Source organism: Ruegeria sp. HKCCD6426, from assembly GCF_057221115.1.
Map to the genome: position 1 here is coordinate 82,197 of NZ_JBWVBF010000006.1, position 24,990 is coordinate 107,186.

Sequence of the window (24,990 nt, forward strand, 5' to 3'; positions counted from 1 at the left end):
TGGCGCAAAGTACCTTCGATACTGCTTACTGACATACACACACATGTTTTTTATTTGAAAAACAGACGTCGACGGTTATCATTTCAGGTACAAGGAAAGCTTTCGAACTTTCCCTGGGGTTGGTAAGCCCTTGATATTTTGGCGGGTATTACGAGCGCAAGGTCCGGAGCACTGGGTTTTGCGATATGACTGGACTTGAATTTCTACCTGTTCTCATCATGGTCGCCGGGGTAATTCTCGTGGTGACGGCGACACTTTTTGTCTCGTCGCTGCTGCGCCCTTCCAACCCGTACCCCGCCAAGAATATGCCTTATGAATGCGGCATGGACCCGGCAGGCGAGGCCGCCGCAGGTCAGTTCAAGGCGCAGTTCTTCCTGATTGCGATCCTGTTCGTCGTTTTCGATGTCGAGGCGATGTTTCTCTTTCCATGGGCCGTCGTGCTGAAAGAAATCGGCATCGTCGGCTATATCGAGATGTTCGTTTTCATCGTTCTGTTGCTGGTGGGATTTGCCTACGCCTGGCTGAAAGGAGCGTTGGAATGGGAAACGTAATCCGCGACAGCGTGTTGTTTACCACAACCGACCAGATCGTCCGCTGGAGCCGCAAATCGGCACTCTGGCCAGAAACCTTCGGTATCGCCTGCTGCGCGATCGAGATGATCTCGGCGGGATGTGCACGCTATGATCTGGACCGGTTCGGGATTGTGTTCCGGCCATCACCGCGCCAGTCCGATGTGATGATCATCGCTGGCACGGTGACACGAAAATTCGCCCCGGTGATCCGCCGCCTTTACGACCAGATGCCCGAGCCGCGCTGGGTCATCGCTATGGGCACCTGCGCCATTTCCGGTGGAGTTTACAACACTTATGCCGTCGTACAGGGGTCCGAGACCTTCGTGCCGGTAGATGTGCACGTACCCGGTTGCCCGCCGCGACCCGAGGCGCTGATGCACGGGTTTCTACTGCTGCAGGAGAAAATCAAGAAATCCGAGGCGCTTGCGGATACACCGCTTGGCCGGGTTGCGGGTCCATGACCGGTGCTGCGGTCCCCTTCATAGCCCGGCTCGAAAAGCGGTTCGGCGATACGGTTTCCTACACGGGCGTGTCACATGGCATCCACGTTTTCACCATTTCACCCGAAACCATCGTCGATCTCTGCCGGTTTCTGAAAGACGAATTGGGTTTCAATTTTCTCTCTGACATATGCGGGGTCGATTACCTGCCGGACACTCCCAGATTCGAGGTTGTCTACCATCTGTATTCCCTGTCCGACAAATGGCGCGTCCGCCTGAAATGCCGGTTAAGCGAGCCACCACATATTGCCAGTATCGCCAGTGTCTGGCGCACTGCCAACTGGCACGAGCGCGAAGCGTGGGACATGTATGGCATCACGTTCGACGGCCACCCGGATTTGCGCCGCATTTACATGTGGGAGGAGTTCGAAGGGTTCCCGCAGCGCAAGGACTTCCCGCTCAGGGGCTACAGGGATGAACTGAACCCATTTGGCGCGGAAGGGGTGCCGCCAACGCGGCCTGACCTTGAGACCAGAGACATCCCCGGCGGTACCGGAGAAAAATCATGACAGAAGCCACGGAACTCAGGCCGCCTCCGGGCGGGCCGCCGGATACCAAGGAGGTACTGCTGAACCTCGGGCCGCAGCATCCCAGCACGCACGGGGTTTTGCGCCTAGTGCTGGAAATGGATGGTGAATATGTCGAGCGGGTTGATCCACATATCGGCTATCTGCATCGCGGGACGGAAAAGCTGTCCGAGAATTTCACCTACACTCAGATTTTTCCGCTGACGGACCGGCTGGATTATGTCTGCCCGCCGTCCAACAATCTGGCCTTCGCGCTGGCGGTGGAAAAGCTGCTGGAAATTGAGGCACCTGTTCGCGCGCAATATATCCGGGTCATCATGGCCGAGCTTGCCCGGCTGTCGGGGCATCTGCTGATCACTGGCGCGTTGCCGATGGATCTCGGTGCGATGACCGCGTTGCTTTACGCGATGCGCGAACGGGAAATGATCATGGACCTGATGGAGATGGTCACCGGCGCGCGGATGCATACTTCGTATTGTCGGGTGGGCGGCGTGCGAGAGGATCTGCCCGAGGAATTCGCGGGCAAAATCAGAGAGTTCTGCGACATCTTCCCCAATCGAATCCGCGATTACGAACGTCTGGTCGAAAAGAACCGGATGTTCATCAAGCGTACCAGGGGCATCGGCGTGATTGAGCCCGAGGATGCAATCGACCTTGGGCTCAGTGGTCCAAATCTACGGGCATCGGGCGTGGATTGGGACATTCGCCGGGATGAACCCTATGAGATTTACGATCAGGTCGAATTTGATGTGATTACCCGTGAAGAGGGCGATTGCTATGCCCGCTGGCGCTGCCGGGTCGAAGAGATGCGCGAAAGTGTCAGAATCATCGAGCAATGCCTCAGGCAGATGCCCGAAGGTCGGTTCCTGGCGGATATTCCCACGGTGGCCTTCCCGGTCGACAAGGACCGCGTGCACAGCTCCATGGAGGCGCTGATCCAGCATTTCGACCTGTCGGCCTATGGCTTCAAGGTTCCTGCGGGCGAGGTCTACTCGGCCATCGAGGCCCCCAAGGGTGAACTTGGGTTCTACATTGTCAGCGATGGCAGCCCAAAACCATTCCGGATGAAGGTTCGGGCGCCGTCTTTTGTCAATCTTCAGGCACTCTATGGGACTAAAAACGCCCATTACCTTGCCGATATGATCGCAGTTCTGGGCAGTTTGGACCCTGTGATGGCGGAGGTGGACAAGTGAACGCGCCAATGGACATGCGTATGCGGATTGAGGCGGCGGCGGCGCGCTATCCCGACCAGCGTTCGGCCATTATGCCGGCGCTGTATATCGCGCAGAAGGAGCACAGCGTTCTGACCGGCGAAGTGCTGGAAGAGGTGGCCGACATTCTGGGCGTGGAGCGGATCTGGGTCTATGAGCTGGCGACTTTCTACACGCTCTACCACACCAAACCCGTGGGCCGGTTCCACCTGCAACTTTGCAACAACCTATCCTGCATGTTGCGCGGGTCCGAGGCATTGCAGGCGCATATGGAACAGGTACTGGGCATCGCAAAGGGCGATACGACCGAGGACGGGTTGTTCACTCTGTCCACAGTGGAATGTCTGGGTGCATGCGAAATGGCACCGGTGATGCAGGTTGGCGACGATTATCACGGCAATCTTGATACGGCGCGGATCGACGACTTGTTGGCGGCATTGCGGAACACCGGGAGGACAGGTGATGACTGAGGCTGTCCTTCTCAGGAATATCGGCACCTCCGACAGCCAGAGGTTGAGCGTCTATCGGACCACAGGCGGATATTCGGCGCTTGCGAGGGTGTTGAAGGACTATACTCCCGATGAAATCATCGAAACAGTCAAGGACTCGGGTTTGCGCGGGCGGGGCGGAGCGGGATTCCCGACCGGGCTCAAGTGGAGCTTTGTTCCGAAGGGCGAAGAGAAGCCGAAATACCTCTGTTGCAATGCGGATGAGGGTGAGCCGGGCACATTCAAGGACCGGATCATCATGGAGGAGGATCCGCATCTGTTGATCGAAGGGATGGCCATCTGTGCCCGCGCGATAGGAGCTGAGACAGCGTATGTCTATGTGCGCGGTGAATATGTGAAGGCGATCAGGACATTGCGGGCGGCGATCTCTGAGGCGCGGGAACAGGGGTATCTCGGGGGTCGAATATTGGGGTCGGATTTCGATTTCGACGTCCATGTTCACGAAGGTGCCGGCGCTTATATCTGCGGCGAGGAAACCGCGATGCTAGAATCCCTTCAAGGCCGTCGCGCGCAGCCAAAACTGAAACCGCCTTTTCCGGCGGTGGCGGGGCTTTATGACTGCCCCACGGTGATCAATAATGTCGAGACGCTGGCTTGTGTGCCCGCAATCATCGAACGCGGCGCATATTGGTTTCGCGGGATCGGGCCCGAGAAAAGCCCGGGACCCAAGCTTTACTGTCTGTCCGGGCATCTGCGCAAACCCGGCCTTTACGAGCTTCCGATGGGCATTCCATTGCGAGAATTGATCGTAGAACACGGGGGCGGACCGCCTGAAGGCCGCCAGATCAAGGCGGTTATCCCCGGGGGCGTGTCGGCGCCGATGATCCCTGAGAGCGGGCTGGATGTGGGTATGGACTTTGACTCACTGGCCGCCGTCGGTTCCATGCTGGGTTCGGCGGGGGTAATCGCGATTGATGACGGCACCTGCATCGTCAAGGTCGCGACCCGGATCATCGAATTTTTTCATCACGAAAGCTGCGGCAAGTGCACGCCCTGCCGAGAAGGACTGGACTGGGTGGTCAAGATTCTGCGCCGGATCGAAGCGGGCGAAGGCGAACCGAAAGATCTGGATCAGTTGGAGGGGCTGTGCAACGGCATTTTCGGCAACACGTTCTGTGCTCTGGGTGATGGCGCGGCAATGGGGTTGCGTGCGTCGCTGGAGCATTTTCGCGATGAATTTGTCACCCATATCGACGAAGGGAGGTGCCCGTTTCATTGAGCGATACCAGCGATATCACCACCCTGACGATAACCATTGATAACCACGAGGTGCGCGTACAGCAGGGAACCACAATCCTGAGCGCTGCCGAAGGGTTGGGCATCGACATTCCCACTTTCTGTTTCCAGAAGCGGCTGCCGGTATTGGCCTCGTGCCGGATGTGCCTCGTTGAGATTGAAGGACAGGGTAAGCTGCAGCCCGCCTGTGCAACGGCGGTCATGGATGGGATGGTGGTGCGGACGACAACCGAGCAAGTCGCGGAAACACGTTCGGTTATGCTCGACATGTTGCTGGCCAACCACCCGCTCGACTGTCCGATCTGCGACAAGGGCGGCGAATGCGAATTGCAGGACATGGTGATGGAATACGGCCCTCGGGAAAGCCTGTTCCGCGATCCCAAACGGGTGTTTCATTCCAAAGACATACAGCTCAGCCCGGTTGTTATCATGAACGTCAACCGCTGCATCCAGTGCCAGCGCTGCGTACGCATGTGCGAAGAGGTGGTCGGCGCGGTGGCCCTAGGGACGGTCGAAAAAGGCATGGACACCGCCGTGACCGGGTTCTCAGGCAGCCTTGCCAGTTGCGACCAATGCGGTAACTGCATCGAAGTCTGCCCGGTCGGAGCGCTTATGAGCTTTCCTTACCGCTACAAATCGCGGCCCTGGGATCTGGTCGAAACCGACACGATCTGTGCCCATTGCGGAACCGGTTGCCACCTGACGGTGGGTTCACGTGATGGCGAATTCATGCGGGTGCGGTCGAAATGGGATACGGGACTGAACCTGGAAACTCTGTGCGTGCGCGGGCGGTTCGGAATGGACGTCTTCGCCAGCCCGGACCGGATCAAGCGTCCGATGATCCGGCAGGGCGATGCCTTGACACCGATGTCCTGGGAAGACACAGGCGCTCATCTGCGCGCGCGGCTGGCCCGGACCGGGGGCCGCGCGGCCGGGATAGTCTCGCCACGACTAACAAACGAGGCGCTGTTTCAGTTCGGGAAGCTCATGCGCACAGCCCTGGACAGCGATCTGGTCACTATATCCTCGCGTTTCGACTTCCCCGGTGCGCTTGGTCCGTTGCTGCGCGATTTCTATACGCGCGCGCCCTTCGAAGAGGTCATCAGGACAGATTGCACGCTGGTCATTGGCAGCAACGTGACCGAGGAAAACCCGGTCAGCGAGTACCTTTTGCGCGGCGCGGCGCGACAAGGTGCGACGCAACTGTATCTGCTTTCGGCGCGCCCGTCCCGGCTTGATGCCGACGCACGCGTTGCTTTGCGCATGCTTCCGGGAACAGAAGCCTCCGTTTTGTCGGAGATGCTCGAAAGTCTGCTTGATCAGCGCGAAGGGTCGTCCGAACCGATCATCTCTGAAATAGAGGCGGGGAGTGCGCGCGGTCAAAACGAGCAGGCGAAGGTGGGGCTGGGCGCTCTGACTGCGGCTCTGTCCGCCGCCCCAGGTATAACGGTTCTGATCGGTGTGGACCTGTTCAGAACCCCGGATGCCGAAGCAGTCGTTTCTTTGCTTCGTTGTCTTTTGCATCGCTTGCGGGGCCTTGGAAAAACTGTTGCATTGCAGGGGCTTTTTGACCGTCCCAATCAGATGGGCGCGCTGGACATGGCCGCGGTCTCGGACGGGAAACCGCGTGTGACGGTCGATGGGTTGCTCGATCTGTGCGCCGAGGGGCGGATCGGCGCGCTCTATGTTGCGGGTGCGGATCCCGTCGGTTCCTACCCGGATCGTGCCCGCGTTGTGGATGCGCTGAAGAAGGTGAATCTGTTGATCGTGCAGGATTGGGTTCGGACGGACATTGCCGGGCTGGCCGACGTGGTGCTGCCTTCGGCGGCACATGGTGAAGAGGCGGGAACATTCACCAATAATGAAGGGCGGGTCCAGACCGTGCGCAAGTTCCGTACACCGGTATTCGGAGCGCGGAGCAATCTTGAGATATTCGGATGGTTTGCGGCGCTTGGCGATACGCCTCTGAAACTCTCGGATCACGCGGGGGTCTTTGGCGAAATCGCCGGCACGTACCCCGCCTATTCCGGCCTTTCGATGGAAAAAATCGGACCGGATGGGGCATTCACGTCCGCGCTGAAACGGCCCTTGGATAGATCGCTCAAAGCACCGGAACCGGCCAGAATTGCAAGCGGGGACGGGCTGGCTCTGATTACGGGCAACGGGCTGTTTTACGGGGGGAATTTCTCTGAACACTCGGCCACGCTCGCCACGGTGGCGGAAGAGCCTTACGTAGAGATGAGTGCCCGGGATGCCCAGGAACGGGGACTTGCAGCCATGCAGATGGTGGTTGTGACATCACCTGCGGGGCACCTGACGGCCCGTCTAAAGATAAGTCCGCGGTTTCCCGATGGGCTGGTCTTTGTTCCGGAAAGTTATAGGAGCTTGCGGCTCAACAGCCTGATGAAGAAAGGTGAATATCCGTGCCGCGTCGAGGTCCGCACAGCGGACGGCTGAAACTGTTGCGACAGGTTGCAGGTCAGTGATATCCGGTCCCTGCGATATATTCATGCAGTTCCTTCTGCGTCCTCAATGCTTCGTCCAGACGCGCCTTGACCACGTCGCCGATGCTGATCACCCCGGCGACCGTTTCGCCGTCCATCACCAGAACGTGCCGTGTCCGCTGTTGAATCATTGTCGCCGAGACCTTTGGCAGCACGTCATCCTTGGAACAGGTGGAAATATCGCCCCGCATGATGTCCGACACCGGCAATCTGGCGACCTCGGCGCCCCGCTCGGCCACGGCATTGCAGAAGTCGCGTTCCGACACCGTGCCAAGGGCGTGCGCCGGTGTCGTGCCCACGACGGCCAGGCCAATCCGTCTTTCCCTGAAGAGTCTGAGCACCTCGACCATCGTCGTGCCCGGGGTTACCGAAATCACCTCGGAATTCTTCGATTGCAATACGTCAGAAACGAACATCCATACCTCCTTGGCGATGTTCCCGCCAGTTGCCACATGCGTGTCTCCGTCCTCTAGCAACTTCACTTGCGCCGAATGTTCCGCCACCAGTTGTATCCCGCGTCCTGCGCGGTCTGCACGCGTACACCGTCTGTGGTTTCCAGCCGGGCGTTGACCACGCCGCCACCGGTTTCGGCCTTGCCGGGCATCGTCAGGAGCGTATCCCGGTCCACTACCAGAAGGGCCGAGTCGTAGCTGGAGAATTCGTATTGTTGACCCAGCGCGATGGCGTCCGCCGGGCACGCGTCCTCGCATAGGCCGCAAAACAAGCACCGCGCGGTGTCGATGTCGAACACCTTGGGGTGGCGCGCGCCGTTTTCATCCTCGTACGGAACCACGGTGATGCAGTCGCAGGGGCAGATCTTGGCGCAAAGTTCACAGGCGACGCAGTTTATTTCGCCTTCTTCGTTGCGCTTGAGGAAATGGTGGCCTCGATAGCGCGCATAGGGCAGCCATTTTTCCTTGTCGGGATATTGCTGGGTCACCGGCCGCGACAGCATGTAGCTGAACGTCAGCATCAGCGCATCGCCAAGGTCGGCGAAGAAAGCCCACCCGATCCAGCCTTGCCGTTTATTTGCAACGTCTGTCATGGTTGCCCTCATAGGAAAACAACCCCGGTTATCATTATGTTCGCGAGTGATAGCGGAAGCAAGACTTTCCAGCCGATCTCCATCAGCTGATCATAGCGGTAGCGCGGGAAAGTGAAGCGGAACCACATGAAAACATAGATGAAAAAGGCCACCTTCAGAATGAACCAAAGGATCGGCGGCAAGGGGATCAACACCCCGTTCCAGCCGCCAAAGAACAGGATTACCGTCAGGACCGAGACCAGAACCATCACCACATATTCGCTGACCATGAAGAAAATGAACCGGATGCCACTGTATTCAGTGTGAAATCCTGCACCCAGATCGCCTTCAGCCTCGGCCAGATCGAAAGGAATGCGCTGCGCCTCGGCCAAACCGGCGACGAAGAAGACGAAGAACCCCACAGGCTGATACACCACGTTCCACATATCGGACTGCGCGCGCACAATATCGAGAAGGCTCATGGACTGCGCCAGCATCACCACACCGATGACAGCAAACCCCATCGGAATCTCATAGCTGATCATTTGGGCGCAGGTCCTCAGCCCGCCCAGAACGGAGTACTTGCTGTTTGAAGCCCAACCGCCGAAGATGACCCCGTAAACTTCGATCCCGATCACCGCGAATACGAAAAGAAGGGCTACGTTCATGTCTGAAACATAAAGCGTGATCTCGTGGCCCAGGACCGAGACGCTTTCGCCAAAGGGTATCGCGACAAACACGACAAACGGAGGCATCATCGCCAGAACCGGGGCGAGTTTGAATATCAGCCGATCCGCGTCGGCGGGGATATGATCCTCTTTGGTCAGAAGTTTGATGCCGTCCGCCAAAGGCTGCAACACTCCATGCCAGCCAACCCGCATCGGACCCATGCGTTGCTGAATGCGCCCGGCGATCTTGCGTTCAAGCCAGACCAAAGGCAGCGGCAGCAACAGCAGCGCCGCGATCAGGATGGCGACCTTCAGGACGATCAGACCAATAGCGATAACGAGTTCCATGACTATAAGTTCGTTCAAAGTCGGGACCGAGGCGCTCGGCGGCTGCTATCCCGGAAAAAAAGCACACAGCCAACACTAGCATATTTTCGGAGATCTTGTCAGAGCAGCTTGCTGGGTGTTGTCACGTCAACGGTTCTGTTGTGAAGTTTTGAATATGACGCGTTCTATCAGCGATCGGATCGTACTCACCCGACGAAGGTCAATGATGAGCTGCAAGGCGCAAACATCAAAAGGTTCGGCACCCTTGCCCGTCTGTCGCCGAGTGACATGCAAGGCATGATGCTCGTCCGCCGCGCGGAACTTCCAGTCGAAATTGTATCCTGTTCAGGCTTTCAACACTGTCCTAAATGCACGCAAAAAGTGCCTGGAATTTCCCTGCGTCATTGGCGCTACGCTTGGTCTTTGATCTGCAAATCCTGCGGTTCTAGCCTATTACCTCTCGGCACCTCACCAAGCGAAGAGTTTCGAACTCCCACACGGTTGGAAGCCCGAGCTTCAATGGGCGCAGCGTGGTTGGAGCAGCTGTATTGGCGCGGAAGTCAGCATGTTGGTCGGCAATTGGACTTGGCGCTACAAGTCATCCGAGTTCTTGTGCCAGAGCTTTGTCAAGCTGGACTCTGCTCCAAGACACGCCATGATTAGTATTTTATGCTCGCAGCGGTGCATCTAATGATTGCGAGACCATTGGCGGCTGTATCTATTGCAATGCGTCGTGATCCTACCGCACAAGAAAGGTTAGGCATGGCATTCCCTAGTCAACGTAATTTATTGGATCACCTGATTCACTTTTCATGCAGTTCGACGACACTGGCGAAAGATGATCACAAAACTCAGAAGGCTTGGTTCCCGGCACGAAAATCCGACAACACAACTAAACCCGATTTTCTGGTGGCGGCGAAACAAGCAATCGAACAACTCGGTGTAAATGTGGACCGTTCAGAGTTGCTCCGACGTGCTGGCCGAACGCTTGAAAAAAGCCGCCGCTAGCCTGTCGATATCCGAGAATTAAGGGCGCAAATTCGAGGCAAGTGCACCAGGAAGTATCTGCGTCCAGCAATTAAAGGCACAATGACAAATGCAAATGGATTGCCGAGGAAGATTGTGATCGACTAGAGCGGGGCCAACACCGCGAACCTCAAGGCCATCAACAAAATGCTTGCGGGCATTGGCTGTCCGATCCCGATCGAGATGGTGAGACGGAAATCCCTTAATAACATTGTGGAACAAAATCACAGGTTCATCATGAGACGAACTCGACCAGTGCACCTAATTTTTTTGCTACAGAGCCTATCTAAAGACTTTTCAAGCTGTTTTCTTGAGCTGCACGAATATGTTCGCGCATCGCTTCCTCGGCTCCATCCGGGTCGTGTGCCGCGATACGGTCGAAAATCTGGTAGTGCTCCTTCAATGCCTGATCGGCGCGACCGGGACTTGTCGAGGATCGCAGGCGGTGAATGCGAAGTTGGTAGTACACTTCGTTCAGCAACAGGCGTTCAATATTTGCACATGTCGATGCTTGCGCGATGGCAAAATGGAAGTCCTCGTCCGGCGTCTTTTGCAGATAGATGCGTTTTCCAGACTCCTCCACGCTCGAGGTGTGCAGTTTGAGGAGGTTCTCCAGTTCCACCAATCGTTCATCCGAAATATGTACGGCCGCTAGGCGTGCCGCCATGCCTTCCATGGCCTCCCGTAAGTAGAACAGTTGGCGCATTTCTTCTGCGCCAAATTCAATCACGCGAACACCGATGCGCGGTACACGGGATACCAGGCGCCCTTCGAGGCGATGAAGCGCCTCTCTCAAAGGGCCGCGGCTGATCCCAAGCTGACGAGCCAATTCCGATTCCGATATCTTTTGCCCGGGTTCGAATTCGCCTGAGGTTATAGCTTCAACCACACTTTCGAAAGCCTCTGAGACCAAAGAGGTGCTTTTTATTTGTTCCATCGTCTACCTTTGTTTGGATCGACACGATTTCGAGCATTTGCCTAGCCAGCGTCACTTTTTATCGCTCTGTCGCGGAAACCCGGCAATTACAGTTCACTGAAGAACATACTGGCTGACGCGCAGATCTGTCGAGACAGTAAATCGTAATCTGTTTTCCGTCAACTGTTGACAGTTGTCATGTTTATGAGTTAGCCAAGATGTCAAATAGGACTAGCGGGGCCCGCCCGCTTACCCCGGAGATTTGTTTGACTATGAAGAATACGACAAAGCTGAAGGTGCTTATTCAGGCTCGCGAGGCTGTTACAGTGCCGGGCGCGGCCAATGCTATGTTTGCCCGCGTTGCTGAGGAACTTGGCTTCCAGGCAATCTACGCTACAGGCGCTGGAATCGCGAACATGAACCTCGGCGCCCCCGATATTGGCCTGACCACCATTACGGAGGTCGCACAAGCGGTCTCAGCAATGGCTGAAGCGGTCGATGTACCAATCATCGTCGATGCGGATACCGGCTTTGGCAATGCGGTCAACATGGTCCGCACAGTCCGAATGCTGGAGCGTGCTGGCGCTTCGGCGATACAAATCGAGGACCAAGTCTTCCCGAAGAAATGCGGCCACTTCAACGGCAAGGCCGTCATTCCGCAATCGGAAATGGTCCAGAAGGTGAAGGCGGCGGTGGACAGCCGCGTGGATCAGGATCTCTTGATCATCGCGCGCACCGACGCACGCGCAATCGAAGGACTGGACGCCGCGCTTGAGCGTGCCAATGCCTATATCGAAGCAGGCGCAGATATGACGTTTGTTGAGGCGCCGCGCAGTTTCGACGAGCTTGCCAGGATCGGCAAGGAGTTGCTGGTCCCACAGGTCGCAAACATCGTCTTCGGTGGTAAGACGCCCGATCCCGGGCGCGAAGAGTTGGCTAAACACGGATTCGGGGTCGTGCTTTACGCCAATGCAGCACTTCAGGCTGCACTCAAAGCCACGCGCGAGGTACTGGGCAGCTTGAAAGATGAAGGATCTCTCGAAACGGTCGCCAACCGTTTGGCGTCCTTCGAGGAACGTCAACGTACCGTCTCCAAGGCACGTTGGGACGCTCTAGAGGAGAAATACAATGACCAATAAAACTGTTTCGCGCCCGTGGGATGGCATCATCAGCGAGGAAGAAAAGCGCGCTTACGCAGCGGCAGGTTTCGGCGCACCGACCGGGCTCGGCAAACGCCCGGCCTTGTTGATCATAGATGTGCAGTACCGCACTGTCGGCACAACGCCCAAACCCTTCTTCGAAGCCGTGAAGGAATTTCCAACCTCTTGTGGGCAAGTCGGTTGGGATGCGGTGGCCAATATTGCGCGCCTGGTGAAGGTTTTCCGCAAGAACAACTGGCCAATCCTTTACCCCTACGTTGCACCCAAGCAATCTTTCGACGTCGGGCGCCTGGCCGAGAAGGTGCCGGCACTGATGGGGGTTTCGGCAAAAGGCTACGAATTCGTTCCGGAAGTTGCGCCAACTGAAGACGACATCCTGTTGCCCAAGAAACATCCGAGCGCCTTCTTCGGCACTCCGCTCGCCAGCTACCTGATCGATCTCAACGTTGATTCCCTGATCGTGACAGGCTGCACCACCAGCGGCTGCGTTCGCGGGTCGGTAGTCGACGGCTTTGCCTACAACTTCCATATCACCGTACCCGAAGATGCCTGTTATGACCGATCGCAGACCTCGCATGCGGTGAACCTGTTCGACATGGCGTCCAAATACGCCGATGTCATGCCGACAGATGATGTGGTTTCGGTTCTGGCGGATATCGCCTGACTAAGTTGGCCACGCTTTGTCGTGCGTGGCCTCAATTTTCTAGCTTCAAGGAGAGCCCATGGCCAATGATGTGGATTTCTTGGTAATCGGAGCAGGTGCCTGCGGTTTATGTGCGGCGATTGCCGCATCAGATGCCGGTCTGACTACCGCTATTGTCGAAAAGACCGACCGGCCCGGCGGCAATTCCGCCCTCAGCACCGGGTCCGTTCCTGCGGCTGGAACCCGTTTCCAGAAAGAGGCTGGGTTGAAGGATGATCCTGAAACCTACTTCCGCGACCTGATCGCCACAGCCGGCGAAACCGACGACGAGGCGCTTGTGCGACGGATGACGGACATTTCGGCGGAAACCGTCGAATGGCTGGTCGACACCGTTAAGGCGCGGATCGAACTCGTCACTGCTTACAAGCACATCGGCCATTCCGTACAGCGCCTGCATGCGCCGAAATCTCGCCGCGGCATCGACCTGGTCAACGATCTTGTTCGCGCGGTCGAAGAGCGTGATATTCCGCTGGCGGTGGGCAACAGCGTCAAGCGATTGATCATTGAGGATGGCGCAGTCCGAGGCGCTGTCGTGGACACTGGCGATGGCGAGCCTGTGGAGATCCGCGCCGCCGCGACACTGCTGGCCTTGAACGGATTTGGCAACAATCGGGCGCTTGTCGAGCGGTTTTGCCCGGAGATTGCGGCAGCCCAGTATTTTGGCGCCGCAGGCTCCGATGGCGAGGCTGTGGAATGGGGCGAAGAACTGGACGCGCAATTTGACAATATGGCGGCCTATCAGGGCTATGCCGCTGTCGCAGATCCACATGGCAGCATCCTATCCTGGACGACGATCGAAAAAGGCGGTGTTCTGCTGGGTGAGAATGGCGAGCGGTTCGGGGACGAAAGCCTTGGCTATTCTGGCTATGCCAAGAACGTACTGGCACAGGGAAAATATGCCTACGCAATCTTTGACAAGCGTATCTTCGACATCGCCATGCAAGAAGAAGAATTTGCCGAACTCTATGAACATGGTGGGCTGAAGCAGGGTGACACCGTGGCTGAAGCCGCTGCCGCCCAAGGGTTGGACGGAGCTAGTGTCGAGGCGTCGGTCGCCGCGTATCAGGCGGCCGTCAAGGCCGGCGGCTCCGACAGCTTTGGCCGCACGAATTTTGGGATCGCCCCATTGCAGGCGCCGTTCTATTCTTGCCGGGTCGTGCCCGCATTATTCCACACCCAGGGCGGACTGCATGTTGATGCCGACGCCCGGGTCCTGCGCAATGATGGCACACCGGTTCCCGGACTATTTGCGGGTGGGGGCGCGGCCGCCGGCATCTCCGGGCGCGCCGGGGCTACAGGATATGCGTCAGGCAACGGCTTATTGACCGCCGTAGCATTGGGAAGGCTGGCCGCGCTTGCCGCAGCCGTGGACCTGAAGGCTCTCGCATGACATTGCTTGAGCGATTGTTGGACAAGGTGGCGTCGATCACGGAACTGCCACCTAAGGTCGAAAGCTGCGCTGCTTTGCATTTGATGGATATCGTCGGTGTAGGGACGGCGGCGGCCACCACATTGGCCGGGCGTCCCTGGCTGCATTATGCCGAACAACACATGTCTCCTAATGGCTTGTCCACGGTTCTCGGGCTCGACGGTGGTACGGTTCCAGCGGAGGCCGCGCTGGTCAACGGTGGGCTTATGCATTCGCTCGAGTATGATGATACCCATACCGGTTCGATCGTGCATGGCAGCTCGGTTCTGGCGGCCTCTGCGCTGGCCATGGCCGAGGCTACCGATTGCTCAGGTTCGAAGATGATCCGTAGCTACGCGATCTGGTACGAGGTGCTCATCCGCATCGGACTTTCCGCTGCAGGTGGGTTCCAAGGCAGGGGCTTTCAGGTCACCTCCGTCGGCGGTGCCTTGAGCGCAGCTGCAATATCAGCGGACCTGCGCGGGCTCGATCGCGAAAGCACAGGAAACGCCATCGGCATTGCCCTGTCGCAGGCGTCGGGCGTTTTTGCTTTCCTGTCGAACGGAGCAAATGTGAAATCTATGCATCCCGGCTGGGCCGCCCATGCCGGAATCAAGGCCGCCGAGTTGGCCGAAGCCGGGATCACAGGCCCCGACCGTCCTTTCGATGATCCCTACGGCCTGTTCAGTATTTTCGCCGGGGATCGCGCCGCCGCAGGGCGTTTCGAGCAAAGCCTCGACGATCTCGGCTCCAAGTGGCACCTGTTGGATGCGGCTTACAAGTTCCTGCCTTGCTGTCACTACATCCATCCCTTTGTTGAGGCTGCGCAAATCCTGTCCGACGGAATTGCCCCGGCAGACATCGAAGAGATGTGCTTTTTTGTGCCACAAGGAGCTGCGGCCATCATATGTGATCCTTGGGAAGCCAAGATCCGCGCAGAGGGGCATCAGGCGCGTTGGAGTCTACCGGTCGTGACCGCGATGCAGATGGTTGAAGGCGCGGTCGGCCTTGATCAATTCGACCGTCCGGTGGCCGACGGAGTGCATGAACTGGCCGCACGGAGCACTTGGGAGATTCTGGAAGACAGCGCTTTTCCAGTCAAATTTGACGCCCGGTTATGCCTGCACCTGAAAAATGGCGAAAAACACAGCCATAGTATCGATGATGTGTTCGGTAATTATACGCGCCCACCATCCGAAGCAGCGATCCATCAGAAATTCGAAAACAATGTTAAGCGAATGGGGGGTAGGACCGGCGCGACGAGCCTCGTAGAGCCTCTTTGTAACCTCACTCGCCTGCCGACGCTCGAGCCGGTGACGCGGAGTCTGCGCGCTGCCGCTAGTAACATGGAGATATCTTATGCCCTATGATCTTATCATCAGAGGCGGTGAAGCGGTCTTACCGGATACTGGCAGGACGCGTTGCGACATCGGTGTGACGGACGGAAAGATCGCCGCGATCCTCGAGCCCGGCACCAAGGCCCGCGCTGTCAAGGAACTGGTCGCGGACGGAAAAGTCGTTTTGCCCGGCGTCATCGATGGTCATCTCCATCTCGGCCACGGAAAGGACATCTCGCGCCCTCGTGTGGCGGAAGATGCCGCCCGCGAAACCGCGGCGGCGGCGATTGGTGGGGTCACTTGCATGATCCCCTACCTGTTGAGCAACGATCCCTATGAGAAGATTATCGAAGACGTGATCGAGGTTACCGAGGCCGGGGCGCGTATCGACTTCGGTTATCACTTCATCATCTCGACCGAAGACCAACTCGCCTCGGTGCCCAGCTATATCGTTGATCACGGCGCGCCAACGCTGAAAATATTCATGAACAACCGTGGCGGCGAAGGCGAACGGCTCGGTCTGCCCGACATCGATGACGGTTATCTCTTTCGGCTTGCCGAGGCGGCTGCTGAACACGGAGGCATGGTCAATCCGCACCCGGAAAATATCGAAGTGGCCTGGGTTATGCGGGAGCGGACGATGAAAGCTGACCCGGACGGGACCGGCGGCCTTGACTCGTGGGATGCTTCACGCCCGGGATTCATTGAGGGTGAGGCGGTGCAGCGCGCCTCTTATGTTGTAAACCAGGCCGGTGCGCCGCTCTACGTTGTGCATACCTCGTCGGTCGAAGCGGTGGAGGCCGCGCTAACCCGGCGGGCATCTGGCGATACGGTTTACCTTGAAACCTGTCCGCAATACCTGACGCACGACACTGACTGGGAGGGTGGCGTAGTCGGTAAGATCAACCCTCCGCTGCGCCGCGCCGAACATTGTGAGCGCCTGTGGCAGGCGATCTTTGATGGAGACATCGACACGGTTGCCACCGACCATGTGCATCGCGACATCAGCAGCAAGAATGGAGGTATCTGGAAAGCTTCACCTGGTTGCCCCGGTATGGAAACGCTGCTGCCTGTCATGTTGAGCGAGGGCTATCACAAGCGCGGGTTGCCGTTGGAGCGGGTGGTGGAACTGCTGTCTGAAAATCCCGCTCGCCTCATGGGGTTATCGCATCGCAAAGGGCGTATTGCGCCAGGGCTCGACGCTGACTTTGTCCTTGTAGACCTGGACGCGGAACGCGAGTTGCGGCGCGAAGATGTTGTTTCCTCAGCGGGTTACTCGATCTACGAGGGCTGGTCGCTCAAGGGGGTGGTTACGGACACCTTCGTGCGTGGTCGGCATGTCGTTTTCGACGGAACACTCGTCCAAGATGCCGTTGGGAGCGGCTGTTACATGCACCGCAAGCTGGACTTCTGACATACCGCGCCAGTGTGGCGCAGGCCCAGAAATACTTGTGAGGCAGGAGCATGGTTCCTGCCTCACTCACATCTGCACCATTTAACTTTTCCGTCCCAGCACCGCGTAGATCCGGCGCCGGTACCGCGGCCATCCCCGGCTGACTTCGGTGTCATGTGTCGCCTCCGCACCGATTCCAACCGCGTCCGCGACTTTGAACCGGGTCCCGATCATCTCTGCCAGGTGCCGCGCTGTCAGCGGCGTGAATGGCCCCTGAAGTGGCACCTGTCCGCGACTTTCCTCTTGCTGCCACAAACGCCCGTATCGAGAGCACAAATTCCGGCTGCTGGCCAGAACAACCCCGTCAGGTTTCAAAATGCGCTGGACTTCATCAAGAACTGTCTCGGGATCCGGCATCTGTTCCAGAACTTGTGGCATGTAGACGGCGTCGAGAGCAGCATCTTCGAACGGTAGGCGCCCTCCGGCCCAAAGGTGATAATCCGAAGGACGCGCGCCCAGCCCCTCGTTTTCGAGGCGGGTGCGGATGAATTCGAGATTGTGCCGCGACAACTCCACGATTTCCAGCCGAGCAGTCTCGGGCATCGCTCTGCGCAGAACGACGGTCGACGTACCGCCCCAACCCATCAGTTCGGCTACCCGGGCCGAGGCGGGCAGCTCGGGCATAATCTCCATGTCGCATTCGAAAGCCATACCGTTGCGCTGAGAACGGTAAACCCCCGCCAGCGGCGACTTGGCCCAGACAGCGAAGGCCCGGTAATCGGCAAGCTGCGCCCAGCTCCAGCGCGTAGGGTCCCATTCCGCAAAGGGGTTGTCGTCATTCCCGATCTGCGCCATCGGGTAAGCTTCGGCGGGCTTGGCCGGATAGATCGTGTGAGCCGGACGGACAAACCGGTTGACGGACATTATGCTGTTGGGATCGCGGCGCGGGGCCTTGAGACGCGGTGCGTCCGTTCGGGCACGCCCAATCGCCAGTGCACCTTGAATCTCGAACAGTGACGGCACACCAAGCATATCGCGCAATGCAGAATCCGACCCAATCCCGGCGTTCCAGATCGTCGCGAAGCCGCGCAGATGTGCGCTGAGAATCATGTGGTAGCCGGCAGCGGCGACCGACTGAATCACCGAGTAATTGCGGTGCGCCCAGCCTTTCTGGAAACACAGGTAAACCAGTGCACCGCATTCGGCGAAATGTGGGTTGCCTCCCGCAATCCGAGCAGCCTCTTGTAGAAGAGTGCGATCGGTCACGATTACAAAATGCCAGTGCTGCTGATTACAGGAGGATGGGGCTTGGGTCCCGTCCGAAACGATCTGTCGCAAGACGGCTACATCTATACTGCTTCCATCAAATGCGCGGCAGGATTGTCGTTCCGCAATTTTTTTAAGGATGTCGGTCTGCAATGTGTTGTCGGAATTCCCCATGAATTACAGGCCTCTTTCTTGTTTTTTCATTCTCATCGGATTATGGAGCACGTTTTATCGAACTTTTGTAGAAAGTAAACTGTTGACAGATTGCAGATTTGAATGCAATTTGCCCAAAGCAATAAGATGAAGGGCTAGACACGTCGTTCGCGGCACAACCAAAGCAATTCAAGACAAGGACCAATGAACTCATGAAACTGAATACACTGGTGCTCGGCGCCGTCTCAGCTATCGCTCTCGGATCGGCCGCCCAAGCCGCCGACTATCGTCTGAATTGGGGTCACTACCTCGCAAACGGTCCCTTCCTTGAAGTCGAACAGCAATTCATTCAGGCGGTCGAGGAACGCAGTGAAGGCCGTGTCGAATTCAATGTGGTCTATTCGGGCGGCCTCGGCTCCGGAGGTGAACTTTTGCCTCTCGCCGGTCGCGGTGCCATCGACCTGGCTGCCGTCGTGCCCGGCTACTATGCCGACCAGCTGCTATTCGCCAAGGCCCTGCAGCTGCCCTTCGTCTTCGACAGCCCGGCCGAAGCGATCGCCGTGGCGGAGTATTCCTATAACAACATCCCGGCGTTTGAAGATGAGTTGAAGCCGCTGCGCGTGCGTCGACTGTTCCACCAACCGATTGGTTCGTATTACCTCGCTGGCCCTTCTGATGAATGCAAGACCGTCGAAGGCCTGCGGGGCAAAAAGGTTCGAACCTTCGGTTCCGACATTCCTAAAGTAATGGCCGCTGCCGGTGCCGTTCCGCAATCGGTGGGCGCGGGCGATCAATACGAAGCGCTTGAGCGCGGAACGCTCGACTATGCATTCGTCAATATCGGCAACATCGAGGCTCTGCGCCTAAGCGAACCCGGCCCAAACCTGTGCGGCCCTGGCATTTCCATTTCGGGCCACATGATCGTCATCGGCGAACGCGCATGGCAGCGTCTGCCTCAGGACATCCAAGAAATCTTCTTGGAGGAAGCGAGCAAAGCGCAGCAACGCTACGTGGAATGGGTCGACGCGAGCGAAGCTGCAGCCGCTGAACGGCTGGTCGACGAAGGCGTGACAATTCACACGTATTCCAACGAACAGATCAAGTCGTGGCACGCCGCCGCACCCGACATTCTTGAGGCATGGGTCCAAGAACTGGAAGGCCGAGGTCACGGTGAAGCCGCCGCAGCCGCTGCAGAGGCTTGGCGCGCGCAGACCGCCGCAGAATAGTCGACGAGCATAGATTGTAACGGGGGCTGCCCAAACGCCCTCGTCCATCAGTGGAGGAGTCCGATGCTAGACAAAGTACAAAATGCCTTGGAGAAACTTGCGTTCTTTGCAGTTCTCCTCGGCGCATTAGGGCTCCTAATCTCCATGTTTTTCGGGGTTGGGGATGTTGTTGGCACTTTGTTCAACCATCCGTTGCCCGGCGCCCTTGAGGTCACAGAAAGCACGATGGTGTTGATCGTCTTTGGCGGTCTGGCCCTTGGCCAGATTCGCCACCGGCACCTACGAGTTGAACTGGCGTACCTGAAAGCCGGACCTCGGCTGCGGTCTGTCATGGACGTGGTGGCCTCACTGGCCGGAATTCTCTTTTTTAGTCTGCTGCTCTGGCAAAGTTACGACGAAGCCATGTTCAGCTATGCCATCTCGGAAAAAACATCCGGCCTTGTGCGGATGCCGCTTTGGCCCGCCCGCTTTGCCCTCGTCGGCGGCACCGCGATCATGATCCTGCAACTCGTCCTCGATCTGATCCGGAATATCGTCAGATTTGGTGTCGAGAAGGAATTCGAGCTCGGCTGAACCGACGAGTTCTTCCCTGCTCCTATAGTTAAAAGGAAGCAAACTTTGCTTGATCCAGCCTCAGCCGCTCTCCTTGTTATCGGCCTCGTCGCTTTTCTCCTGCTGTTCGGCGCGCATATCGGTGTGTCGTTGGGCCTGGGAGGTCTTCTGGGGATGTATCTGACCGCCGGGCCTGACGCGTCACTCGCGCAGTTGGCGACCGTTCCATTCAGCACAACCAACTCCTTCACGTTGGCGGTAATCCCTCTGTTCATTCTGATGGGGTCGCTCGCGACCCAAGCCGGCCTGACAACTGAACTCTACCGCGCTGCCTACAACTGGATCTCGCGCTTGCCCGGTGGCCTGGCCATGACCACGACCATCGGCTCGGCTGCTTTTGGCGCGGCCTCCGGTTCAACCATCGTGAACGCGGCTGTTTTCACTCGCATGGCGATGCCGGAAATGACCGCCTTGGGTTATGACAAGAAACTCAGCGCAGGGGCCATCGCCGCTTCTGGCACGCTGGCTGCAATGATCCCGCCAAGCGTTTTGATGGTCATCTACGCGCTGATCACCGAACAATCGGTCGGCCGGCTGCTGGTCGCAGGACTCGTACCTGGCGTTCTGACAGCTCTGGTCTTCCTCGCTGGCATATACGTAATGGTAAAGCGCAAACCCGAAATCGCGCCTATGCCGACCACCCCGATTCCGATGTCCGAAAAGCTGGGATCGCTCAAGAACGTTTGGGGCATCGTCGCTCTCTTCACGCTGGTCATCGGCGGCATCTACGGCGGTTATTTCGTGCCGACCTATGCCGGCGCTGTTGGTGCATTCGGGGCCTTTCTGATCGTTTTCCTGAAACGCCGGAGCCAAGGGCCAGTGCTGGCGGAAACCTTTCGCGACGCCGTAGTCACCTCTTCGACCATCTTCACGGTGATCATCGGCGGTATGCTCTTTGCGCGCTTTCTTACCTACACCGGCCTGGTGACCTCTATTTCAGAGATCGTACTGGCCTACGAGCTTCCCCCATTTGCCTACCTTCTGGCTTTTGCGCTGCTCTTCCTCGTCCTCGGCATGTTTATTGAGCCGATTGCGATCATGATCATGACCTTGCCAGTCATGTTCCCGGTAATGACCGAGGTCGGCTACGACCCCATTTGGCTGGGGGTCATCGCGGTGAAGATGGCGGAGATCTCACTGATTACGCCACCGGTTGGTCTCAATGTCTACGTCGTACGATCAGCCTCACCCGTGCCACTGCAATTGGGCGACGTGTTTCGAGGGGTGACGCCGTTCATCTTCATGGAAGTGTTGATCCTGATCCTGTTGATCCTATTCCCCGAAATCGTGACCTTTCTGCCATCAATGGCAGCCTGAGGCGGAGCACTGCCATGAATGTTCTACCGGAGCAAACCGCTGATGCGCTCGAAAGATTAACCGAATTCACTTCGGCGCTTACCTGGACAAAAGTGCCTACAGATATTCAGCGTCGCGCAGGGCTGATCTTTCTGGATGACTTTGCCGCAATGGTCGCCGCGCGAAATGAGCCAGAGCTAATCGCCTTGCGCCAACAGTTGGCGGGAAGTGCCGGCACCGGAATGTCCAGTGTTTTCGACGGATCGGGCGACCGGCTAGATCGATATAGTGCAGCGCTCGGCAATGGCGCCGCGGCGGATTGGTGTGAACTGGACGGCGGGTTCCGCCCTGTTGTCTGCCATGCTGCTCTCTACTGCCTGCCAGCCATATTGGCGGAGGGAGAAGAGACGGGCCGGACGTTGCAGGAAATGCTGTTGGCACTGGTCGTTGGCTACGAAACAGTCGCCCGGATCGCTATGTGCTATTCCTTTCCGCATTTGCGGCTTCATCCCCACGGTGGCTTAGCAACGATAGGTGCCGCCGCCTCAATCGCCAAGTTGAGAAGGCTCTCTGGGTCGGACGCGGCACTGGCCATCCAGACAGCGTCGACCATGGTCTTACCGGGGCCTTTCAATCATGCCGTTGAAGGAGCATTGGTCCGAAACGTGTGGCCCGGTCTTTGCGCCCAAATGGGTTTGCGCGCCGTCGATTGGTCGAGCGTCGGCATTTCCGGCACATCCAACAGCCTTGACCTCGTGCTCAGCAATATCTTGGGGGCGACCTCGACGCCACCTGCCCTCGACAATGCGCTTGGGGTAGATTGGGCCATGGCCCACGGATATCACAAGATGCACGCGTGTTGCCAATACGGACACTCTGCGGTCGAGGCTATTCTTTCGGCACTGCAGCCGACGGGTCCTCTGTCGGCGACGGACGTGCAGCGCATCGAAATTGAAACTCATGCACATGGGCTCAAGCTCGACAACGCGGCGCCAAAAACGACGCTGGCAGCAAAATTCTCGATGCAACATATTGTTGCTGCGACAACGGTCTTTGGACACGCTGGCGCGCCAGCGTTTCATGCTGACACACTTTTGAATCCTGATTTGGCCGCACTGCGTGCCCGCGTCGTTCTGAAATCGTTTGTACCGGAAATGCAGCCTCCCAATGATCGACCTGCCCGCGTCCGCGTGACACTTTCAGACGGGAGCAGCCTGACCGGGGAATGCCTTAGCGCACCTGGTGCCGCAGATAAGCCGTTTTCGACCGAGGCAATTGTGGGAAAGGCAAGGAGTAACCTTGGCGCGGCGTACCCCGCAGCACTGGACGTCTTGCGCGGATTGCCAACCGCGGATTCAACTCTGCTCGCGAAAAGTTGGGCTGAACTTGTCGAGGATTTCAGCGCAAGAGTGGTGTCACGTTAACTCTCCCACCCAATGAGATTGAAGGTGCCGCAAACTCTGGGCTCTGATTGACGAGAGTGCTTCTATCGGTTCCGTTTGCCGCCACAAACACAATGAGCAAGCTTTAGTTTGATCTCCTTCGAAGGCGCGCACTTCCCAATGGACGCGATCCTGTATGCCGTATATTTTTTCTCCGGTACACGGCGTCCTATCGTGATTTGGAAGAGATCATGGCCGAACGCGGTGTGCGAGGTGACCACTCAACTTTGATTGAATGGGTTGTGAAGTACCCGCCGACAGTCGCTGCACGGACGCAATCTAGAACGCGCCCAACCCTGAAATCCCGGCGTATGGACGATACCCGTCTACTGTTCGTGACAGACAAGTGGATGTATCACTATCGAGTGGTCGACAAAGCGGCAAGCGTCCTTGATTTCGTGCCGTCGGAGCGAAGAAGCAGTCCGGTTGCAACCAAGTTCTTTGCCAAAGCACTGTCAACAAACGGAATCCCAGACAAGATCGTTATCAACAGAAGCAGGGCCAATACGGCAGGTTTTCATGAGATAAACAAAACCCTGAACCGTTCCGGTTGTCCGACCAAAAGTGCAGACGATCAGGTCCAATTGCGTAAACAACATAGTGGAATAGGATCACAATTTTACTGGTCGGCGCATGCGACACATGTGTGGGTTCAAACCCTCGCTTCTGCGTCGGCTACCCTGGATGGTATCGAAGTCGCCACCATGAGCCGTCGAGGCAACTCCCTGAAGCGACAAAGTTCGGCTTTCGACTATTTCGACAATTGGCGGGATAGGTGTGCCGGGTGAAATGATAGAACAGGCCGTTCCAAAAAGATTGCGGCATATCGGATTGCTTTCGTAGGCAGAAAGTGGAGTTTCGCCGCGTATGTACGATGTACTCGCTTTCAAAAAACTCGTATCCGTTCAGGTTTTGGATCGCAAACAATGAAGCTGGTAGGCAAGTACATCCAGACAGGCCAAGACCATCCCCACCTGCCATTATTAAAAATGCGAAATAGGGGTCTTGCTGTTTTTCACAATCACGAAACGGCAATGAGAGGAGAGGCTAATTTTTCGTCACTGGGAGAGAGGCCGAATTTGCGGGAGTATTCCCGGCTGAACTGGGTCGGGCTCTCATATCCGACTTCGAACGCCGTTGACGCAACGGACTGACCGCCGGTTATCAGTAGCCGCCGGGCCTCCAGCAGGCGCAGTTCTTTCTGGTATTGCAGCGGCGTAGTCGAGGTCACCGACTTGAAATGCCCATGAAAGGCCGACGGGCTCATCCCGGATTCGGCCGCCAGATCGGCGACCGGGATGGGCCTGCGAAAATCACTGCGGATGAGGGCAATGGCCTTGGAAATCCGGCTGGCCGGGCTTTCGTGTTGAAGCAGCTGGCGTAACATGCCGCCGTGTCGAGCACGCAGCAGGCGGAAATGGATTTCCCTCATCACCAGCGGAGCCAGCGCATGTGCCTCGACCGGATCGCGCGACAGCCGGAAAAGCCGAGCCACCGCGTCGACCAAAGCCGCGTCACTGGCTGCAACATCCAGAGAATGCAGATTGCGCTCCGTTTCTTCCATTTCACCGATCTCGTCACACAGGCTGCGTGCCAATGCCAGATCCAGCCTTAGGGCAAGCGAAGTATATGGGGCCTCGGGGCTGGACTGGATAACCGCTGCGTCCACCGGAACCGCATGGCTGACGATCAGGGTCTGGCCCGCGCAATAGCGGACAACGCGCCCGCCCATATGCGCCTCTTTCGCACCCTGAAGCACCAGACACATGATGGGTTCGTAAAAGGCTGCCGAGCAGGCGGTCGTCCCCAGATTGCCAAAGGCATATAGACCGTCAACTCCCGTCTCGCACCCAGTTCCCAAGGCGCCTTGCGCTTTCACGTGGTTGAAAACATCGGTTACCAGATCTTGCGGTATCATCGGCGGGCCTCCCATTGTCAAACAAATATAGGTGGGACAGTGCGGATCATGAACTC

Annotated in this window: 24 protein-coding genes and 1 pseudogene; 19 read left to right on the top strand and 6 right to left on the bottom strand. The window is 57.5% G+C overall.

The window, feature by feature from the left end:
- Positions 1-185 precede the first annotated feature (185 nt).
- The 7 genes from AC2TDA_RS17180 to nuoG are packed head-to-tail and all read left to right on the top strand — an operon-like array spanning position 186 to position 7,012.
- Positions 186-551, top strand: a complete 366-nt coding sequence (locus tag AC2TDA_RS17180) for an NADH-quinone oxidoreductase subunit A (RefSeq protein ID WP_170763339.1) — start codon at positions 186-188, stop codon at positions 549-551.
- Positions 539-1,033 carry a NuoB/complex I 20 kDa subunit family protein gene (locus tag AC2TDA_RS17185; RefSeq protein ID WP_480849805.1) on the top strand — a complete coding sequence of 165 codons (495 nt, stop codon included), beginning with the start codon at positions 539-541 and terminating at the stop codon, positions 1,031-1,033. The genes AC2TDA_RS17180 and AC2TDA_RS17185 overlap by 13 nt, the downstream gene beginning before the upstream one ends.
- A complete protein-coding gene (locus AC2TDA_RS17190) occupies positions 1,030-1,581 on the top strand; it encodes an NADH-quinone oxidoreductase subunit C (RefSeq protein ID WP_480879941.1) in 552 nt (183 codons plus the stop codon). The genes AC2TDA_RS17185 and AC2TDA_RS17190 overlap by 4 nt, the downstream gene beginning before the upstream one ends.
- Positions 1,578-2,792 carry an NADH dehydrogenase (quinone) subunit D gene (gene nuoD / locus AC2TDA_RS17195; protein WP_480879942.1) on the top strand — a complete coding sequence of 405 codons (1,215 nt, stop codon included), beginning with the start codon at positions 1,578-1,580 and terminating at the stop codon, positions 2,790-2,792. Before AC2TDA_RS17190 ends, nuoD begins: the two co-directional genes overlap by 4 nt.
- Positions 2,789-3,280, top strand: coding sequence for an NADH-quinone oxidoreductase subunit NuoE (nuoE, locus tag AC2TDA_RS17200; RefSeq protein ID WP_480879943.1), 492 nt, complete (start codon positions 2,789-2,791; stop codon positions 3,278-3,280). Before nuoD ends, nuoE begins: the two co-directional genes overlap by 4 nt.
- Positions 3,273-4,538, top strand: a complete 1,266-nt coding sequence (gene nuoF, locus AC2TDA_RS17205; protein ID WP_480879945.1) for an NADH-quinone oxidoreductase subunit NuoF — start codon at positions 3,273-3,275, stop codon at positions 4,536-4,538. Before nuoE ends, nuoF begins: the two co-directional genes overlap by 8 nt.
- Positions 4,535-7,012 carry an NADH-quinone oxidoreductase subunit NuoG gene (nuoG, locus tag AC2TDA_RS17210; RefSeq protein WP_480879946.1) on the top strand — a complete coding sequence of 826 codons (2,478 nt, stop codon included), beginning with the start codon at positions 4,535-4,537 and terminating at the stop codon, positions 7,010-7,012. Before nuoF ends, nuoG begins: the two co-directional genes overlap by 4 nt.
- A 22-nt stretch (positions 7,013-7,034) precedes the next feature.
- On the opposite strand, the gene AC2TDA_RS17215 is transcribed toward nuoG, so the two are convergent.
- Genes AC2TDA_RS17215 through nuoH form a run of 3 tightly spaced genes read right to left on the bottom strand, consistent with a single transcriptional unit; the run spans position 7,035 to position 9,099 of the window.
- Positions 7,035-7,562, bottom strand: a complete 528-nt coding sequence (locus AC2TDA_RS17215) for a CBS domain-containing protein (protein WP_480879948.1) — start codon at positions 7,560-7,562, stop codon at positions 7,035-7,037.
- On the bottom strand, positions 7,538-8,104 hold the full coding sequence (locus AC2TDA_RS17220) for an NADH-quinone oxidoreductase subunit I (protein ID WP_480879950.1): 567 nt from the start codon (positions 8,102-8,104) through the stop codon (positions 7,538-7,540). The genes AC2TDA_RS17215 and AC2TDA_RS17220 overlap by 25 nt, the downstream gene beginning before the upstream one ends.
- A gap of 8 nt (positions 8,105-8,112) precedes the next feature.
- On the bottom strand, positions 8,113-9,099 hold the full coding sequence (nuoH, locus tag AC2TDA_RS17225; RefSeq protein ID WP_480879952.1) for an NADH-quinone oxidoreductase subunit NuoH: 987 nt from the start codon (positions 9,097-9,099) through the stop codon (positions 8,113-8,115).
- A 669-nt stretch (positions 9,100-9,768) separates the two neighbouring features.
- On the opposite strand from nuoH, the gene AC2TDA_RS17230 reads away from it, so the two are divergent.
- Together AC2TDA_RS17230 and AC2TDA_RS17235 are read left to right on the top strand one after the other, a co-directional pair.
- Entirely contained in the window at positions 9,769-10,086 is a 318-nt protein-coding gene (locus AC2TDA_RS17230) for a hypothetical protein (RefSeq protein ID WP_480879954.1), read from the top strand.
- 93 nt (positions 10,087-10,179) lie between these two features.
- Positions 10,180-10,362, top strand: a pseudogene (locus AC2TDA_RS17235) (IS6 family transposase); the annotation flags it as partial.
- Positions 10,363-10,390: 28 nt separating this feature from the next.
- Here AC2TDA_RS17235 and AC2TDA_RS17240 read toward each other — a convergent pair.
- Complete coding sequence (locus AC2TDA_RS17240; protein WP_480879956.1) at positions 10,391-11,041, bottom strand: GntR family transcriptional regulator; 651 nt, start codon at positions 11,039-11,041, stop codon at positions 10,391-10,393.
- A gap of 251 nt (positions 11,042-11,292) precedes the next feature.
- On the opposite strand from AC2TDA_RS17240, the gene AC2TDA_RS17245 reads away from it, so the two are divergent.
- The 5 genes from AC2TDA_RS17245 to AC2TDA_RS17265 are packed head-to-tail and all read left to right on the top strand — an operon-like array spanning position 11,293 to position 17,042.
- Positions 11,293-12,159, top strand: a complete 867-nt coding sequence (locus AC2TDA_RS17245; protein ID WP_480879958.1) for an isocitrate lyase/PEP mutase family protein — start codon at positions 11,293-11,295, stop codon at positions 12,157-12,159.
- Positions 12,149-12,844, top strand: coding sequence for an isochorismatase family protein (locus tag AC2TDA_RS17250; protein WP_480849782.1), 696 nt, complete (start codon positions 12,149-12,151; stop codon positions 12,842-12,844). The genes AC2TDA_RS17245 and AC2TDA_RS17250 overlap by 11 nt, the downstream gene beginning before the upstream one ends.
- 58 nt (positions 12,845-12,902) lie before the next feature.
- The gene (locus tag AC2TDA_RS17255; protein ID WP_480879960.1) at positions 12,903-14,273 is read left to right on the top strand and encodes an FAD-dependent oxidoreductase; all 1,371 of its coding nucleotides are present in this window, start codon (positions 12,903-12,905) and stop codon (positions 14,271-14,273) included.
- Entirely contained in the window at positions 14,270-15,661 is a 1,392-nt protein-coding gene (locus AC2TDA_RS17260; protein ID WP_480879962.1) for an MmgE/PrpD family protein, read from the top strand. Before AC2TDA_RS17255 ends, AC2TDA_RS17260 begins: the two co-directional genes overlap by 4 nt.
- On the top strand, positions 15,651-17,042 hold the full coding sequence (locus AC2TDA_RS17265) for a dihydroorotase (protein WP_480879963.1): 1,392 nt from the start codon (positions 15,651-15,653) through the stop codon (positions 17,040-17,042). The genes AC2TDA_RS17260 and AC2TDA_RS17265 overlap by 11 nt, the downstream gene beginning before the upstream one ends.
- A gap of 81 nt (positions 17,043-17,123) precedes the next feature.
- Here AC2TDA_RS17265 and AC2TDA_RS17270 read toward each other — a convergent pair whose 3' ends face one another.
- Positions 17,124-18,461, bottom strand: coding sequence for a nitroreductase family protein (locus AC2TDA_RS17270; protein WP_480879965.1), 1,338 nt, complete (start codon positions 18,459-18,461; stop codon positions 17,124-17,126).
- Between the two features lie 191 nt (positions 18,462-18,652).
- Between AC2TDA_RS17270 and AC2TDA_RS17275 the strand changes: the two genes are divergently transcribed.
- The 5 genes from AC2TDA_RS17275 (at position 18,653) to AC2TDA_RS17295 (ending at position 23,804) form a co-directional block, all read left to right on the top strand.
- Positions 18,653-19,666 carry a TRAP transporter substrate-binding protein gene (locus AC2TDA_RS17275; protein WP_480879966.1) on the top strand — a complete coding sequence of 338 codons (1,014 nt, stop codon included), beginning with the start codon at positions 18,653-18,655 and terminating at the stop codon, positions 19,664-19,666.
- A 63-nt stretch (positions 19,667-19,729) separates the two neighbouring features.
- Positions 19,730-20,239 carry a TRAP transporter small permease subunit gene (locus AC2TDA_RS17280; protein ID WP_480849771.1) on the top strand — a complete coding sequence of 170 codons (510 nt, stop codon included), beginning with the start codon at positions 19,730-19,732 and terminating at the stop codon, positions 20,237-20,239.
- Positions 20,240-20,284: 45 nt separating this feature from the next.
- Positions 20,285-21,595 (top strand): TRAP transporter large permease, encoded by a 1,311-nt coding sequence (locus AC2TDA_RS17285; RefSeq protein ID WP_480849770.1) that lies wholly within the window; start codon positions 20,285-20,287, stop codon positions 21,593-21,595.
- Between the two features lie 14 nt (positions 21,596-21,609).
- Positions 21,610-22,998, top strand: coding sequence for an MmgE/PrpD family protein (locus AC2TDA_RS17290; RefSeq protein WP_480879968.1), 1,389 nt, complete (start codon positions 21,610-21,612; stop codon positions 22,996-22,998).
- Between the two features lie 329 nt (positions 22,999-23,327).
- A complete protein-coding gene (locus tag AC2TDA_RS17295) occupies positions 23,328-23,804 on the top strand; it encodes a DDE-type integrase/transposase/recombinase (protein ID WP_480879970.1) in 477 nt (158 codons plus the stop codon).
- Between the two features lie 233 nt (positions 23,805-24,037).
- On the opposite strand, the gene AC2TDA_RS17300 is transcribed toward AC2TDA_RS17295, so the two are convergent.
- The gene (locus AC2TDA_RS17300) at positions 24,038-24,934 is read right to left on the bottom strand and encodes an AraC family transcriptional regulator (RefSeq protein WP_480879971.1); all 897 of its coding nucleotides are present in this window, start codon (positions 24,932-24,934) and stop codon (positions 24,038-24,040) included.
- Positions 24,935-24,990: the final 56 nt, after the last annotated feature.

Bases quoted from the DNA above. Each gene is read 5' to 3' on its own strand.
- AC2TDA_RS17180 (WP_170763339.1), top strand. From the start codon at position 186: ATGACTGGACTTGAATTTCTACCTGTTCTCATCATGGTCGCCGGGGTA.
- AC2TDA_RS17185 (WP_480849805.1), top strand. From the start codon at position 539: ATGGGAAACGTAATCCGCGACAGCGTGTTGTTTACCACAACCGACCAG.
- AC2TDA_RS17190 (WP_480879941.1), top strand. From the start codon at position 1,030: ATGACCGGTGCTGCGGTCCCCTTCATAGCCCGGCTCGAAAAGCGGTTC.
- nuoD (WP_480879942.1), top strand. From the start codon at position 1,578: ATGACAGAAGCCACGGAACTCAGGCCGCCTCCGGGCGGGCCGCCGGAT.
- nuoF (WP_480879945.1), top strand. From the start codon at position 3,273: ATGACTGAGGCTGTCCTTCTCAGGAATATCGGCACCTCCGACAGCCAG.
- AC2TDA_RS17220 (WP_480879950.1), bottom strand. From the start codon at position 8,104: ATGACAGACGTTGCAAATAAACGGCAAGGCTGGATCGGGTGGGCTTTC.
- nuoH (WP_480879952.1), bottom strand. From the start codon at position 9,099: ATGGAACTCGTTATCGCTATTGGTCTGATCGTCCTGAAGGTCGCCATC.
- AC2TDA_RS17230 (WP_480879954.1), top strand. From the start codon at position 9,769: ATGATTGCGAGACCATTGGCGGCTGTATCTATTGCAATGCGTCGTGAT.
- AC2TDA_RS17240 (WP_480879956.1), bottom strand. From the start codon at position 11,041: ATGGAACAAATAAAAAGCACCTCTTTGGTCTCAGAGGCTTTCGAAAGT.
- AC2TDA_RS17245 (WP_480879958.1), top strand. From the start codon at position 11,293: ATGAAGAATACGACAAAGCTGAAGGTGCTTATTCAGGCTCGCGAGGCT.
- AC2TDA_RS17250 (WP_480849782.1), top strand. From the start codon at position 12,149: ATGACCAATAAAACTGTTTCGCGCCCGTGGGATGGCATCATCAGCGAG.
- AC2TDA_RS17255 (WP_480879960.1), top strand. From the start codon at position 12,903: ATGGCCAATGATGTGGATTTCTTGGTAATCGGAGCAGGTGCCTGCGGT.
- AC2TDA_RS17260 (WP_480879962.1), top strand. From the start codon at position 14,270: ATGACATTGCTTGAGCGATTGTTGGACAAGGTGGCGTCGATCACGGAA.
- AC2TDA_RS17265 (WP_480879963.1), top strand. From the start codon at position 15,651: ATGCCCTATGATCTTATCATCAGAGGCGGTGAAGCGGTCTTACCGGAT.
- AC2TDA_RS17270 (WP_480879965.1), bottom strand. From the start codon at position 18,461: ATGGGGAATTCCGACAACACATTGCAGACCGACATCCTTAAAAAAATT.
- AC2TDA_RS17275 (WP_480879966.1), top strand. From the start codon at position 18,653: ATGAAACTGAATACACTGGTGCTCGGCGCCGTCTCAGCTATCGCTCTC.
- AC2TDA_RS17280 (WP_480849771.1), top strand. From the start codon at position 19,730: ATGCTAGACAAAGTACAAAATGCCTTGGAGAAACTTGCGTTCTTTGCA.
- AC2TDA_RS17290 (WP_480879968.1), top strand. From the start codon at position 21,610: ATGAATGTTCTACCGGAGCAAACCGCTGATGCGCTCGAAAGATTAACC.
- AC2TDA_RS17295 (WP_480879970.1), top strand. From the start codon at position 23,328: ATGGACGATACCCGTCTACTGTTCGTGACAGACAAGTGGATGTATCAC.
- AC2TDA_RS17300 (WP_480879971.1), bottom strand. From the start codon at position 24,934: ATGATACCGCAAGATCTGGTAACCGATGTTTTCAACCACGTGAAAGCG.